The 13,822-nt window shown below is 64.4% G+C and carries 11 protein-coding genes; 4 read left to right on the forward strand and 7 right to left on the reverse strand.

The features are described 5' to 3' along the window. Positions 1-125 precede the first annotated feature (125 nt). The gene (locus tag ACV7JO_RS00095; protein WP_470354302.1) at positions 126-971 is read left to right on the forward strand and encodes an alpha/beta fold hydrolase; all 846 of its coding nucleotides are present in this window, start codon (positions 126-128) and stop codon (positions 969-971) included. Positions 972-1,241: 270 nt separating this feature from the next. On the opposite strand, the gene ACV7JO_RS00100 is transcribed toward ACV7JO_RS00095, so the two are convergent. The 4 genes from ACV7JO_RS00100 to ACV7JO_RS00115 form a co-directional block, all read right to left on the reverse strand. Then, a complete protein-coding gene (locus tag ACV7JO_RS00100) occupies positions 1,242-2,918 on the reverse strand; it encodes a transposase (protein ID WP_470354303.1) in 1,677 nt (558 codons plus the stop codon). Between the two features lie 96 nt (positions 2,919-3,014). After that, complete coding sequence (locus tag ACV7JO_RS00105; RefSeq protein ID WP_470354304.1) at positions 3,015-5,417, reverse strand: DUF2309 domain-containing protein; 2,403 nt, start codon at positions 5,415-5,417, stop codon at positions 3,015-3,017. Then, positions 5,407-6,894 carry a proton-conducting transporter transmembrane domain-containing protein gene (locus ACV7JO_RS00110; RefSeq protein WP_470354305.1) on the reverse strand — a complete coding sequence of 496 codons (1,488 nt, stop codon included), beginning with the start codon at positions 6,892-6,894 and terminating at the stop codon, positions 5,407-5,409. The genes ACV7JO_RS00105 and ACV7JO_RS00110 overlap by 11 nt, the downstream gene beginning before the upstream one ends. Positions 6,895-7,082: 188 nt before the next feature. Next, positions 7,083-7,763: a PadR family transcriptional regulator gene (locus ACV7JO_RS00115; protein WP_470354306.1), complete on the reverse strand. Its 681-nt coding sequence runs from the start codon at positions 7,761-7,763 to the stop codon at positions 7,083-7,085. 146 nt (positions 7,764-7,909) lie between these two features. On the opposite strand from ACV7JO_RS00115, the gene ACV7JO_RS00120 reads away from it, so the two are divergent. Continuing rightward, positions 7,910-8,926, forward strand: a complete 1,017-nt coding sequence (locus tag ACV7JO_RS00120) for an amidohydrolase family protein (RefSeq protein WP_470354307.1) — start codon at positions 7,910-7,912, stop codon at positions 8,924-8,926. Here ACV7JO_RS00120 and ACV7JO_RS00125 read toward each other — a convergent pair. Next, a complete protein-coding gene (locus ACV7JO_RS00125; RefSeq protein WP_470354308.1) occupies positions 8,923-9,408 on the reverse strand; it encodes an Lrp/AsnC family transcriptional regulator in 486 nt (161 codons plus the stop codon). The genes ACV7JO_RS00120 and ACV7JO_RS00125 overlap by 4 nt on opposite strands. Positions 9,409-9,644: 236 nt before the next feature. On the opposite strand from ACV7JO_RS00125, the gene ACV7JO_RS00130 reads away from it, so the two are divergent. Next, entirely contained in the window at positions 9,645-10,364 is a 720-nt protein-coding gene (locus ACV7JO_RS00130) for a fumarylacetoacetate hydrolase family protein (protein ID WP_470354309.1), read from the forward strand. A gap of 106 nt (positions 10,365-10,470) precedes the next feature. On the opposite strand, the gene ACV7JO_RS00135 is transcribed toward ACV7JO_RS00130, so the two are convergent. Both ACV7JO_RS00135 and ACV7JO_RS00140 read right to left on the reverse strand, forming a co-directional pair. Beyond that, positions 10,471-12,207, reverse strand: a complete 1,737-nt coding sequence (locus tag ACV7JO_RS00135; RefSeq protein WP_470354310.1) for an excinuclease ABC subunit C — start codon at positions 12,205-12,207, stop codon at positions 10,471-10,473. A gap of 33 nt (positions 12,208-12,240) precedes the next feature. Continuing rightward, positions 12,241-12,852, reverse strand: coding sequence for a hypothetical protein (locus tag ACV7JO_RS00140; RefSeq protein WP_470354311.1), 612 nt, complete (start codon positions 12,850-12,852; stop codon positions 12,241-12,243). Between the two features lie 102 nt (positions 12,853-12,954). Here ACV7JO_RS00140 and ACV7JO_RS00145 point away from each other — a divergent pair, with 102 nt between their 5' ends. Then, on the forward strand, positions 12,955-13,821 hold the full coding sequence (locus ACV7JO_RS00145; protein WP_470354312.1) for a proline dehydrogenase family protein: 867 nt from the start codon (positions 12,955-12,957) through the stop codon (positions 13,819-13,821). Position 13,822 lies beyond the last annotated feature (1 nt).

Here is a 13,822-nt window from a genome sequence, read left to right on the forward strand (position 1 = left end):
TAGCGGATAATAGTATACAGAGCACACAACCGCACGTCGACCGTCACGTCGGAAACCGGCCGAAGGCGTCCGCTCGGCGCGCGAAGCGGCGAAACCGTTCTGTGGCTGGCCCGCCTCCGGCCGGTATGGTCTCGGACGGAACCGTGGCGGCCGACGGACACCGCATCCACTACCTCGCGGCGGGCGACGGGCCGCCGGTGGTCCTGCTCCACGGCGGCGTCGTCGACGCGGCCGCGGTCTCGTGGCCGCCGGTCGTCGAGCGCCTCGCCGCCGACTACCGCGTCCTCGCGCCCGACCTGCTCGGCTACGGGGCGAGCGCGCTCCCCGACGGCCCCTATTCCATCGCGCGCCACGCGTCGGTCGTCGCGGCCGTCCTCGACGAACTCGGCACCGGACCGGTGACGCTCGTCGGCACGTCCATGGGTGGCGGCGTGGCGATGCAGGTCGCGCTCGACCGTCCCGACCTCGTCGACGCGCTCGTTCCGGTCGACGCATACGGACTCGGGACGGCGCTCCCTCACGGTGCGCTCTCGTCCCTGCTCGCGCGGTTCCAACTCCCGAACCGCGTCGCCGTCGCGCTGTTCCGCCGGAGCAGGCGGCTCACGCGGGCCAGTCTCGCCGGTCTCGTCTACGACCTCGACTCTCTCTCGGCGGCGGCCGTCGACGCCGTCTACGAGGAGGTCCAGCGGCCCACCGCCGGCGAGGCGTTCCGCCGGTTCCGCGCGGCCGAGGTGGGCCGCGACGGCTACCGGACGACCTTCGTCGACCGGGTTGCCGACCTCGCCGTCCCCGTCCGGTTCGTCCACGGCGAACACGACGCCCTGTTCCCGGTCGCGTGGGCCCGCCGGGCCGCCGAACGTACGCCCGACGCATCGCTGACGGTCGTCGCGGACTGTGGCCACTGGGCTCCGCGGGAGGTCCCCGACGCTGTCGCCCGGGAGATTCGAGAATCCGCGCCCGAACCCGGCTGAACGGCCCGCCACGTAGGTATGCGAGCCGTCCCGACACCTGCAAAGATAAATCTCATATTGCTATACAGAACTCGCTTTCTGGAAGTTGAGACTACAGCGGGTTTAGCGGGGCTGTGATGCGTGAATTTGACCGATTCGGTCAGCGGAAACTGCTTCACATCGCTCTCAAAACGGCCATTCTTGTCACACTGACAATCATATAGGTGAATTTTCGAGACTTCCAGCAGTGTAGCCACTCAGATGGTGCGCTAACCTAAACAGAGCACCTCACTACCCGATTCCTGTCTCCTTCTTCACCAGCGTCAGCGTGTTGTCCGCTGTAATCAGCGGCGAATGTTCATACTCACCAGTCAATTCGACCTGCACGAGCAGGTCCACCGCTCGCCAAATTGAGTACAACAGACACGCGAACGCGAAGTAGAAGAATCGGAGCCCAAAATCGGTCGAGGTCGTCGCTGCCATGAACCGCTTGATCGACCTGTACCCACTCTCGATTTCCCACCGGTAGCCGTACTCCGTGAGGTGACCACTCCCCCGATTGGTCATGAACACCGAATACTGCCGGTGATCGTCGTGCTCGGAATCTTCTTTCCGGCGGTAGATTAGCGTCGTCTGGTGCCACTCGTTCTTGCCCAGATGGAGCTTGCGGTCGGTTTCATACCGGTCTTGATCCCGCTGGAGTAACCGCTTCGCCTGGGCCTTCTCGCTGGTTTGCATCCGCTTCGGCACGACGTAGGAGAGCCCGCGCTGGCTGATCACCTCCAGGACGTGCTGGCTGTCGAACTCTCGATCCATTAGGACATTATCAACGTGGACGAGCTCTTCAGCCGAATCCAGCAAGTCCTCGACGATTTCCAGCCGTGACTCGCCTTTCCGTACCGGGCGGGCATCAAGGACGAGCGGGACGGCGTTCCCGACCAACTGAACGGTCGCCCACTGGTACGCGTACTCGTCACTCTTCTCTTTCGTCCCGATGATTTCGTCTTCGTGGCCGGTGCGGTCGCCGGTGAAGGGATCGGCTTCGGTAATATCGATTGCGACGATACCCGCGCGAAAAAACTCTTCAGTCTCTGCGACCTCATCCAGCAGTCGACCGACCGCTTGTCGGTACATCTCTCGAATCGCCGGTACTGAGAGGTCACGAATGTGGTCACGGTGGGCGTGACCCATCGGTGTCCGGTTCCGCTCCGCCTCGTGAATGAAGCTCCGTGCCCCCTCATTTGCAGCCAGATTCCCACGAAGGCCGAGATACGTCTGTAAGTCCCAGTATGCGTTCTCGTGGATCTCACAGCCATCCCCACGCTCTAGCGAGAACACGGGATAGACAATACGACCGATATGATCAGTGATTTTCTCTGCTTCCCGCAGGATGGTGTGATCGTCTGGTTCTGACTCCCTGAACGTCTCCTCGTGGGGCCGGAGTTTTTGATCTGGTTCACGTGGGACCGCGACATCCGCGGTCTGGGCCCTGATGAGGACCGTCCGCGCCGCTATCCTGACGGTTTCACGAAGATCAGCTGTAAACCGATTGTCCCAACTGCGCCATAGTGTCGACTGATCTGGAATTGATTCCAAATTAAGTTGTTCGCAAAGCTCCGGCTGTCGATCCAAGTACTCAACGAGGGCTGTTTCGTGAGTCCAACCGTGGAGTTCTTTCAATGTGAACACCCGAAAGAGAGTGTCTACCTCGTAGCGCGTCGAGCCAGCGTAGCAGTCGTGGATCCCGAAATCGACGTAGTTGAGTGGATACTGGCAAATAAATTGCTCGACTGAGTGGTGTTCCTCGTGTTCGAACCACCGACGTGCAATAGTTCTGATATCTGCTTGCAGGGCCTCAAGAGAACTGCGGTCGTACAGTGGTGTTGAGTCGTACACTGGCCAATCGACAGTTGATTTTTCGGCAATGTGCCGGAATACATCTCTTCGAGAGGTTCTTGTTTGTGTCATCTTGTTGAGTAGAGTATCGAAGGAGGTCGGGTTCCTGCGTCCAGAGAAGGGTCAGAGCAGCCCACTGCTTCCCGTCCAGTACGGGTTCCGGAGCGGCTAGTCGTCTGCGACAGCCTGAGTGTTCGGCATCTCCGGATGTGCTTCGGTCTGTTCGGACACTGCCATCCACTCCAAGGACTCCTCGTAGTGAAAGACGCGGTGATCCTGAGTCGGATCGACGACTGTCAGTGAGAGCCAGTTGTTGTCCAGAATTTCGGTCAGTTCCTCGTGGTCGGCCAAGATGCCGGTGACGCGCTCGACTGGCGCGTGGATGATCGTCGAGAGGCGGAGCGGTTGGTGATACGGTTCGTCGTCTGCGATCATCAGCGACTGGAGCGGGAGACCGGCCATCAGGTCGCCGCCGTTGCCCTGATAGACACCGACGTTGCCGACTGGGTTCTGGGTCACCTTCGACCCGCTGCCGTAGACGGCGTTGTCGACCGTCGAGAAGTAGTACTGGGTGTTGATCCACTGGGTGACGACCATGGGGCCAGTCAAGATGGCCTCCAGCGCGTCTCCGTCGGGGTCAGTCGACCAGTCGTACGAGTGGAGGAATGCACGCCCGTCGAGATCGCAGCCGCTGGTCAACTCGCGGGGGCCGATCACGAAGCCAGCGTTGCCAGCCAGCCCCCACTCGGGACGCGTCTCGGCCCAGTCGGCGGCACGACGCTCCGTCTCGGTGACGCCGGCCGAGCCGTCGGCCCCCATCGCCTCGGCGCGTTCGGCTGTCGCGTGCTCGCGAGCCGTCGCAAGATCCGCCCGCAACTGGTCAAGGTCGTCCGCGTGGCTCTCGGGCACGTCGTCCGCGAACAGGTCCACTTCGTCGGTCGTCGTGTTGTGCTGACCGGCGATGAAGACCGTATCCTCGGGGATGTCGAACCCACGCTCGCGGAGCTCGGTCTTGACGGCGTCGTCGTTACAAATCTTCGCGAGAACGCGGGCACTCGGGCCGCCGGGGTTGCCCGCACAGGCACCGCAGTCCAGACTCGAGTCGTAGGGGTTGTTTGCCGTCTCGCTGGCGTGCCCTGCGAAGACGACGAGGCGACCGAACTCCTCGAACCCCATCAACTCGAAGGCAGTCGCGGCGTATTCCACTTTCTCCTCGGTGGTCAACCCCACCGGCAGGTCGCCGGAGTAGGTGTACTGGTGATGGACCAGCGGCTCACAGAACTCGTGGTCGTTGGGCACCAACTCGGCGGCGGCGTCGATCAGGTCGTGGACGCGCCCTGGAACGAGCGTCCGGGCCGCGAGTGAGAGCCCGTAGCCGCTCCCGACAGTCTCGACGTATCCGTAGGCGGTGGCCGCGTTGGCCTCCAGCATCTCGATGACTTCGTTGGCGGCCGCACGCATGCCGGACCAGCGGTCGTGGCGCGCCTGCGTGTCGTCGTCGGTCGGGAAGTCGGTGATGTAATGCTGTGGGTCGAGGATCGGTGGACAGGCATCGACCGATACATCGGCGTCGTAGCCCTCGTACTCCATCGGGATGCCAAAGAAGCCAGCGTACCCGTGGGTCTCGTAGTCGCCCGTCGCCTCGATATGGCGGCGGATGGTCTCTGAGCGGGTGTCGATACAGAAGACCAACTGAGCGTCCGGGCGGCCCGACGTATCGCTGTCATCCATCGACTGACTCTGGGCCGCGACGGTCCCGACGAGGTCTTCGCGGTAGGTCGTTTCCCACGCACGCAGGAACGCCTGAGCGAGGTCATCCGTCGGGTTCACGTCGGCGTCGTCGTCCGGCTTGATGTCAGCGTCGGCAGCATCCAGCAGTGCCAGACGCGCCGCAAGATATCCCTCCAGCGAAATCGGGTACGTCGACTGCCATACACCCTCGTCCTCGGCGCGCTGCTTGATGAACCCGGTCCAGCCCGGGAGCGCAGCCAGCTGTTCCTCGAGGATTGGCACCCACTGACTCTCAGGGTACGACTTCAGGACCGCCTCAATAGCCTCGATTGGCGCTTCGGGCAGGTCGGCGACGACCCCCTCGTCGGGGATGTCGCTGTCGTATTCGGCCATTCCACGGAAGGCGGTGTAGAACCCCCCCTCACGGTTCGGCATCGACCAGTGGGCGCTCCCCTCGTCGAGGAAGGCTGACAACCACTTCGTCAACGCCCTGTCGACGTGGTCCGTGGCGGTGTCCGTGTCACTGTTCTCGGCACCGGCCGCGTCGGCCATACGGTCGAGTAACGTCGCTGGGTCATTCTCGTAGCCTGCTTCAGCGAGCTCCGCCTCAAGGAGTTCCCGGTCGATCTGGCCGCGTTCCAGCGCCGTTCCGAACGTCTCGGCGCTGGGGTAGCCACGGCCGCCCAATAAAGTAGCGGCCTGTTCGACAGCCTCTCCAAACGGCTGGTCCTCGAACCCCGAGAGGGGGTTTGCCGTCACGAACGAGTGAATGGGCCAGAGGGAACCGACGGTGGTCGCAGCTTCGTCGATGCTGTCGCGGATGGCGGATTCAGTACTCATTGTAATCCTCCGTGGAAGTCAGTAAGGTGTTCGATGACGGGTGGGTGGCGTTCAGCAGTGCCACATAGAGCCGCTGGCTGTGTTCGTGGATCCCGGTCTCGATGGCGACATAGATGCCGACGAAGCCGACGGCGATGACCACGTGGAGCAGAGTCAGTTCGGTCGTTGCCGTGCCGACTGCCAAGAGGCCCGAGACACCTTCGTAGACAACGGCGTAGACGACGATGGCCGGGAAGAACACCAGCGGGACGGCCCCATAGCGGGCGAGCGTCGGAAGTGAGGTGTGCTGGACCGCGCTACGGGCCGCGTGGAGCGTGGTGAAGACGACGAAGAAGGACAACAGGAGGCCGCTGTCGACGCTTGCTCCCTTTCCCGTCAGCACCGTGAACACCACCCCACCGGCGAGACCGGTCAGCAACGCCACGACAAAGCCGATGGCACTCGTCATGCGGCCGATCGTGTGCTCGGTGGTCTCGCTCGGACTCGTGTGTTCGACCTGTTCGCCCGAACTGAGGAACTGATAGGCCTTGTAGAATCCGTGTAGGATGAGATGGGTGATCGCAGCCCCGAAGAAACCGAGGCCGGCCTGCATGATCATAAAGCCCATCTGACCGACCGTCGAGCAGCCGAGTTTTCCTTTGATATCCGTCTGGACGGACTTCAGGAGCTTCCCGCCGCCAGCACTCGCCGCGCCGACGGCGACCACTGCGAGCATGAGCGTGGAGTCGACCGTAATAACCGGGGCAAAGCGAGTCAGCAGGATGCCGCCCGCGTTGACGAACCCGGCGTGCATCAGCGCGGACGCCGGCGTCGGTGCGGTCATCGAGGAGAGCAGCCAGTTGTGGAACGGGATGAGGGCGGACTGGATCATTGCCGCGAGCACAAGCGCACCGGCTGCGACCAGCCACACCGAACCACCGAGCGTGTCGGCGGCCGCGCCAATTCCGGAGACCGTCGTCGAGCCGGTTGCCCACCACAGCGCCGTCAGCGCAATCCCAAGCAGTACGCTACTGGCGATAAAGTACTTGCGAGCGACCGTCGCGGCGGCCTGTGCCTGTTTCCAGCCCTCGGTGATGCCGATGAGTTCGGCCATCACCAGACCCATCGCCACCCACAGGAATCCGAACAGTGCGACGTGGTCGGCCGCGACGAGTGCCATCACGGCTGCGGTGAACCCGAACATAGCGAGAAAGAACCCCGTTTTGTGGGTGCTACCGGCCATGTAACGGCGCGAGTAGCTGTGAACGATACCGCTGAAGAAGGTGACCACCACCCACATCAGCACAGTCAGGCCGTCGATGGCAACCAATCCAGGGATTTCCCATGCGGCACCAAACCGGATTCTGGCGATGAGGACGACGATACTCGCGACGAACAGCGACCACACGAGCCACGTTAGTGCAACGGACACGAACGGCGAATCCGCCGTCGTGTCCGGGAGCGCTCCCACCGTCGGTTTCGAACTGTGTTCTGACATCGTTCAGCCCATCGTACGACTTATTGCGGCACCAGAGACGGTCCCAACGGATCCGCTTCTGGTCGCTTTCACTCCTGTATTGAACAAAATGGTTGTTAAATCTATCTATATTCACATTCTGTTCGATATATGGGTATTATAGAACATTATGATTGTCCGGCGGTGCACAGAGTCGCCTGGTAGAGGAGTCAGGTCAGGAGGCTTGCGACACGTATCGACGCATCGTCGGGGAGACGAGCCCGGATTGTGGTCGGGTCTGTCGCACCGTCGAGGGCGACCAGATACCGCTTGTCTGGGAACGAACTGTACGCACCGTCCTGATCGTAAACGTAGCCAGCGACCGTCACCGACGAGGGGAGTGCCTGCTGGAGAAATTGGACCTGTTGGCGAACATTATACTCGGTGAGTCGGTACTGTACCGTCTGAAGCGGTAACGATTCCGTCACGACTCCCTCCTCAAACGCTTCTCCGACGAGCGAGCGGAGCGGATCCAACCGTACTTCGATCCCGACAGGTGACTCTGCATCGGGTGCAACCCACCGCTCATAGGCGTCTTCGAGAACCTCACAACTCGTGTGTCCCACAACGATGACCGCTGTGATGTCGTGCTGGGTTCTGAGGTGTTCGATGGTACTGTCTGGAACCGTTTGTTCCTCGTATCGTTCCTGTGTCTGATTCCCGAGAGTCTCGACGCTAACGACGTTCCAGGTAGCGTCAACCGGCCACAGCGGCCCCCGGAGCTTGCAACTGCTCATCGAGCACGAGACGACGAGTGCCGTCTGCGCATCCGATTCGTGTCCCATGTCGCTTTGAGGCCCGGCCCAGTCTTGAACCGACTCGATGACAGATTCGAGATCGTTCCCGTTCATTCTACGCTGTGCCACCTCCGCTCGGACCTATTACTGCCGCCATCGGGTTTCTTCGACCATTTTGGTCCTCAATCAACATTGATTTACCGGAACGTTCGATATAACCGTACAAAAAATCATATCGTTATTGACGTGGAGGTGCTGGTATGGAAGCACTCTCGGGAACTCTCCTCGTCGGCCGGTCGTTCGAGCCGATGCGGGGTCGTGTTGTTATCGAGGACGGTCAGATCGAGCGTATCGAGGAGACAGAAATGACATCGACCGATATCATACTGCCGGCGTTCGTCAACGCTCACACGCATCTGGGTGACTCCGTCGCGAAGGAAGCGGCTGTAGGGCTATCGCTCGACGAAGCAGTGGCACCGCCGGACAGTCTGAAACACCGACGATTGGCGGCTGCCGACCGTTCCGACCTCGTATCAGCGATGCGCCGGACGCTCCGATTTATGGAGCGAACTGGGACGGTCTCCTGTTTGGACTTCCGGGAGTCCGGAACTGCCGGGGCACGCGCGCTCCGTGAGGCGGCTGCGTCCGTTTCCCTCGACCCGTTCATCTTCGGGAGCGGAAAGCAGTCCGTCCTCGATGTTGCCGACGGGTACGGCGGCTCCGGGGCAAACGACGGCGATTTCACCGAACAGCGTGCTGCCTGCCGGAAACACGACGTGCCCTTTGCGATCCACGCTGGCGAACCCGACGCGACTGACATCCATCCGGCACTCGACCTGGAGCCGGACCTCCTCGTCCACATGGTGCACGCAGAACAGGACCACCTGCAGCGAGTTACAGAGCAGTCAGTCCCGGTGGCGGTCTGTCCGCGCGCGAACACTGTTCTCGACGTTGGAACCCCTCCAGTACGGGAATTACTCGACCACACGACAGTCGCACTCGGGACTGACAACGTCATGCTGAATCCCCCGTCGATGTTTCGGGAGATGGCGTACACGGTGAAACAGTTCGACGTGACTGCCCGAGAGGTGTTACGGATGGCGACGACGGCCGGTGCCGATATCGTTGGACTCGATTGTGGTGTCATCGCTCCCGGCCGGCGCGCAGCACTCCTCGTCCTCGACGGTGACTCGGACAATCTGACGGGCTCTGTTGATCCAGTACAGGCAGTCGTTCGTCGCGCGACCGAGGTGGACGTCAAACGTGTCCTCGTCTAGGAATCAACGCCTGTCTGAGTCTTGGAATTGAAATTTCCGAAGGGCGTCGTTTCGTGACTCCGAACGAGGACTTCGTCGGCAACGGTGAGCCCCATATCGAGAAGTTCCTGTGCAACGGGTGTAATGTCGCTGTCCGTCTCGCCGACTGCAGTGACGAGGAGGTTCTGTTCACCAGTGACCAACTCCTGAACTGATACCACGCCATCGATGTCCAGAATATCGGGGACGAGGTCACCACGTTCGGGAATCGCAGCGGTACAGTAAAGCAGCATTCGGAGCGGATAACCTGATTTCTGATAGTCGACGCTAGCGCTGTATCCTTTGATTACGCCGTCGGATTCGAGACGCTGAATGCGCTTGCGGACAGTACTGTCGGAGGTACCGGTCCGCTCCGCGATGTCTCCGGACGACATGTTTCGAGCGTCTTCTTGGAGTGCATACAGGATCGCTTTGTCGGTATCGTCGATCTCCTCGTCAGTCATATCAGTGTGTCCGCGACAAAGCCACTTTACCTTTGTACGTTGTTAGGGCATTCAACAGAACTCTCTGCTCTTTCTTCCCTGTGCCTCCCAACAGAGTCTATGCATTGAGAAGGCCGGTCTCAACTTCCACCGCGGCCCGTTTGATATAGCTCTCAGTGGTTTATCGCCGGTGGCACGCTCTCGTCGCCGGTCCCGGGTGCGATACGCCTTTCTCCCCAGCTACCGGACTGAAGCGCATGCGATTGGCGCGACTCCTGACCCCTGAGGGACCAGTTTCCGGCGAGTACGTCGACGGCGTCGTCCACGCCGAGGACGGTCGGTACACGGTCGGCCGCGACGGCCGCCTGCTCCCGCCCTGCGAGCCGTCGGCGCTGTACTGCGTCGGCCGGAACTACGCCGCGACCAACGAGCAGATGGAGTACGACCGGCCGGCGGAGCCGGACTTCTTCATCAAGCCGCCGACGGCGCTGTTGGCCCACGGTCGGGGGATTCCCTATCCGCCGTTTACCGACGAACTCACCTACGCTGGGGAACTGGCCGCCGTCGTCGGCCGGCGCTGTCGGGACCTCGACCCGGCGGACGTTCCCGACGCGGTCCGTGGTTACACGGTGTTGAACGACGTGGACGCGCTCGACCAGCAGGGCCGGACGGCGCGCAAGGCCTTCGACGGCTCCGCCCCGCTGGGGCCGTGGGTCGAGACCGACGTGGACCCGACGGCCGTCGAGATGCACACCGAAGTCAGCGGCGAGCGCCGCCAGTCGGCCAGTACCTCGGAGATGCTCTTCGGGCCCCACGAGGTCGTGGCGTACCTCTCCGAACGGTTCACGCTCCGGCCCGGCGACGTGGTCGCGTTCGGGAGCCCCGCCAACCCCGGCACCGTCGAACCCGGCGACACCGTCGAGATTACCTACGAGGGCGTCGGGACGCTGCGAAACGAAGTCGTCGAACGGCCGTGACCGCCGACGGCCGGTAGGGCGCTTCTCTCGACCGGTAATCCGTCTTCCGTCGTACAGCGACGGCGCGCCCCGTCTCAGGTGATAAACCCGAGCGGGCTATACAGAACTACGACAGCCGTGTTTGAATCGTCTCGGCCGTCGCGTCGCCGACGCCGTCGACGGCGGTCAACTCCTCGCGTGTCGCCGCGCGGACGTTCTCGACGCTGCCGAACCGCCGGAGCAGTCGCTTGCGCGTCGCCGGGCCGACGCCGGGCACCTCGTCCAGCGCCGTCGACACGTCGTCCCGCAGCGTCTGGTGGTACTGGACGGCGAAGCGGTGGGCCTCGTCGCGAACCCGCTGGAGGAGGTGCAGGTGCGGGGCGTCTTCGGGCCAGTCGCGGACACCGTCGTCGGTGACGACGAGTTCCTCGTCTTTCGCCAGCGCGACGGCGGGTACGTCCCACCCGGTCTCGGCTAGCGCGTCCCGGGCCGCGCCGAGTTGGCCGTCGCCGCCGTCGACGAGCAGGAGGTCCGGGTCCGGTCGCTCGTCCCGGCCCTCGATGGCGCGCTCGGCCCGCCAGCGGACGAGTTCGCGCATGTTCGCGTAGTCGTCGTTGCGCTCGGTGAGCTTCTTCCGGCGGTAGGCGGCCTTCTCCGGGCCGGCGTCGACGAAGGCGACGTTCGACCCGACGACCGAGCGCCCCTGCGCGTGGCTCACGTCGAACCCCTCGATTCGTTCGGGGCGGTCGACGCCGAGCGCGTCGGCCAGCGCCCCGACCTCGTCCTCGCCGCCGCCGCGCTGGCGGGCGTTCTTCAGCGCGAGGTCGACCAGCGTCGCCTCCCGGCCCGCCCCGGGCACGCGCAGGTCGACGCCCTCGCCGTCGAGCCACGCCTCGATGTCGGGGTCGCCGGGGTCCTCGGAGCAGAGGATGGCGTCGGGGAACTCCCGCTCGGCGTAGTACTGGGGGACGAACGCCCGGTAGACGCCGGCGACGCCCTCGCCGTCGGGAGCCTCGAGCGTGTGGCGCTCGCGCTCGACGAGCTTGCCCCCCTCGGCGTGCAGGCGGGCGACGACGGCCCGGTCGCCCTCGACGGCGGCCCCGAGCACGTCCGTCGCGGCCCGCCCGCCGGCCTCCGAGACGGCGGCGTCGCCCTCGCCGTGGAGCGCCTCGACGGCTTCGAGTTTGTCCCGGAGGTTGGCCGCGCGCTCGAAGGCCGCGTCCTGCGCGGCGGCCTCCATCCCGCGGCGCAGCGGGTCCGCGAGGACGCCCACCTCTCCCTCGAAGAACCGCCGGACGCTCTCGGCGTCGGCGGCGTAGTCGGCCGTCGCTATCTCGCCGGTGCAGGGCGCGGTGCAGATGCCCATCTCGTAGTCCAGACACGGCCGGTCGCGGGTGCGGTACTTGTGGTCCGAACAGCCCCGCAGTCCGTAGGTCTCCCGCAGCGCCTTGACGACGGTTTCGATCCGTCCCTTGTCGGTGAAGGGACCGTAGACCGTCGCGCCGTCGTCGGGGTCGCGGGTCACCTCGATGCGCGGGACGGCGTGGTCGGTCAACTGGACCAGCGGGTAGGACTTGTCGTCTTTCAGCCGGACGTTGTACGGCGGCCGATGGCGCTTGATGAGGTTCGCCTCCAGCAGTAGCGCCTGCGTCTCGGTGTCCGTGACGGCGAAGTCGACGGTCGTCGCCCGCTCGACCATCGCGGCGATGCGCTCGCTGCGGGCGTCGGCGTAGGACCGCACCCGGTCGCGCAGGTCGACGGCCTTTCCGACGTACAGCACGCGACCGTCGTCGGTCTCGAACTGGTAGACGCCGGGCTCGCGGGGCAGGTCGCTCGCGCGCTCGCGGACGCCGGCTGAGTCCATCGCTTTCCGGTTAGGGCCGCGCGGAGTTGAACGTCACGCCACGGGGTCGTCGGCCCGGGTGGCGTCGGCGGGCGCGTCGCCCGGCAGGACGGCCGCCCGAAGCCGGTCGGTGACACCCTCCTCGTCGGGCGCGGTCAGTTCGATGTCGTCGCCGCCGGCCACCGAGACGACCAGCACGTCCTCGCGGCTCCACGCGTACACGCCGAGGACGACGGCGGCGAACGCCAGCGACAGCCCGCCGAACAGCCCCATCAGTTCGTCCAGTTGCGCGAGCAGCGTCAGCATCGTGTTCAACATGCCCATCATCCCCCCGAGGCCGACGGCGCTGGTCGCGGCACCGCTGTCCAGCGAGACGCTCGACACCATCCTGTCGAGGCTCACCAACTGCCCGGCGGCGACGAGGACGACGCCGACGACCAGCGCCTTCACGCCGAGTTCGAGGAAGTCGAACTCGCCGCTCGCGGTCCGTTCGACGCCCTCGACGTTCGGCCGGTCGACCGCCCGGTAGTTCGGTCCCTCGCGGTCGGGCGTGAACGCGAGGACGCGGTGGGTCGTCACCACGACGCCCCCGGTCCCGAGCCGGACCTCCTCCCGGACCGACTCGCCATCGTAGAGGAGGTCGCCGGCCCGCTCGACCCAGTTCATGCACCCCCGTTTCACGTCCAGCGGCTTCAACGCTCTGGCGGGCGACCGGACCCGCCGTGTGTGACGGTAACACTCATCACCGAGCGGTGGTAACTAGTAGGTATGTTGCCGCCCGTCGCCAGTCGGTTCGTCGCCGGGGAGACCAGCGCGGAAGTCCTCGAACACGCCCGCGGGATGAACGAGCGCGGGGTCGGCGTCATCTGCAACCGCCTCGGCGAGCACTACCGCGAGCGCGGGCCGGCCGACGCCGACACCGACGCCTACGAGCGGTTGGTCGACGACATCGGCCACAGCGACCTGCGGGCCTGCGTCTCGGTCAAGCCGACGCAGTTGGGGCTGGCCGTCGACGAGGACCTGTTCCGGCGCAACCTCGGGCGGTTGGTCGACCGCGCCGTCGACGCCGGCGTCTTCGTCTGGGTAGACATGGAAGACCACACGACGACCGACGCGACGCTGGACGCCTTCGCGGCGACGGCCCGCGAACACGGCGGCGGCGTCGGCGTCTGCGTGCAGTCGAACCTCCGGCGGACCCGCGCCGACCTCGAACGCCTCGCCGACCTCCCGGGGAAGGTCCGTCTCGTCAAGGGGGCCTACGACCCGCCGGTCGAACTCGCCTACGAGGGCACGGAGCGCGTGAACGAGGCCTACCGCGCGGACCTGCGCTACGCGTTCCGGACCTTCGACGGCGGCGTCGCCGTCGGGAGTCACGACCCGGCGATGCTCTCGCTGGCGGCCGACCTCCACGCCGAGTACGGCACCCCCTACGAGGTCCAAATGTTGATGGGCGTCCGCGAGGACGCGTTGGTCGAGTTGGCCGACGACTGCGAGGCGTGGCAGTACGCCCCCTACGGCACCGAGTGGCCGGCGTACTTCTGGCGGCGGGTCGCCGAGCGCAAGGCGAACGCCCTCTTTGCGCTGCGGGCCGTCGCGGGCAGCGTCGCCGGGCAGTTCGGCCGCTCTGAGACCTGAA

The organism is Haloarcula sp. MBLA0138, assembly GCF_055632455.1.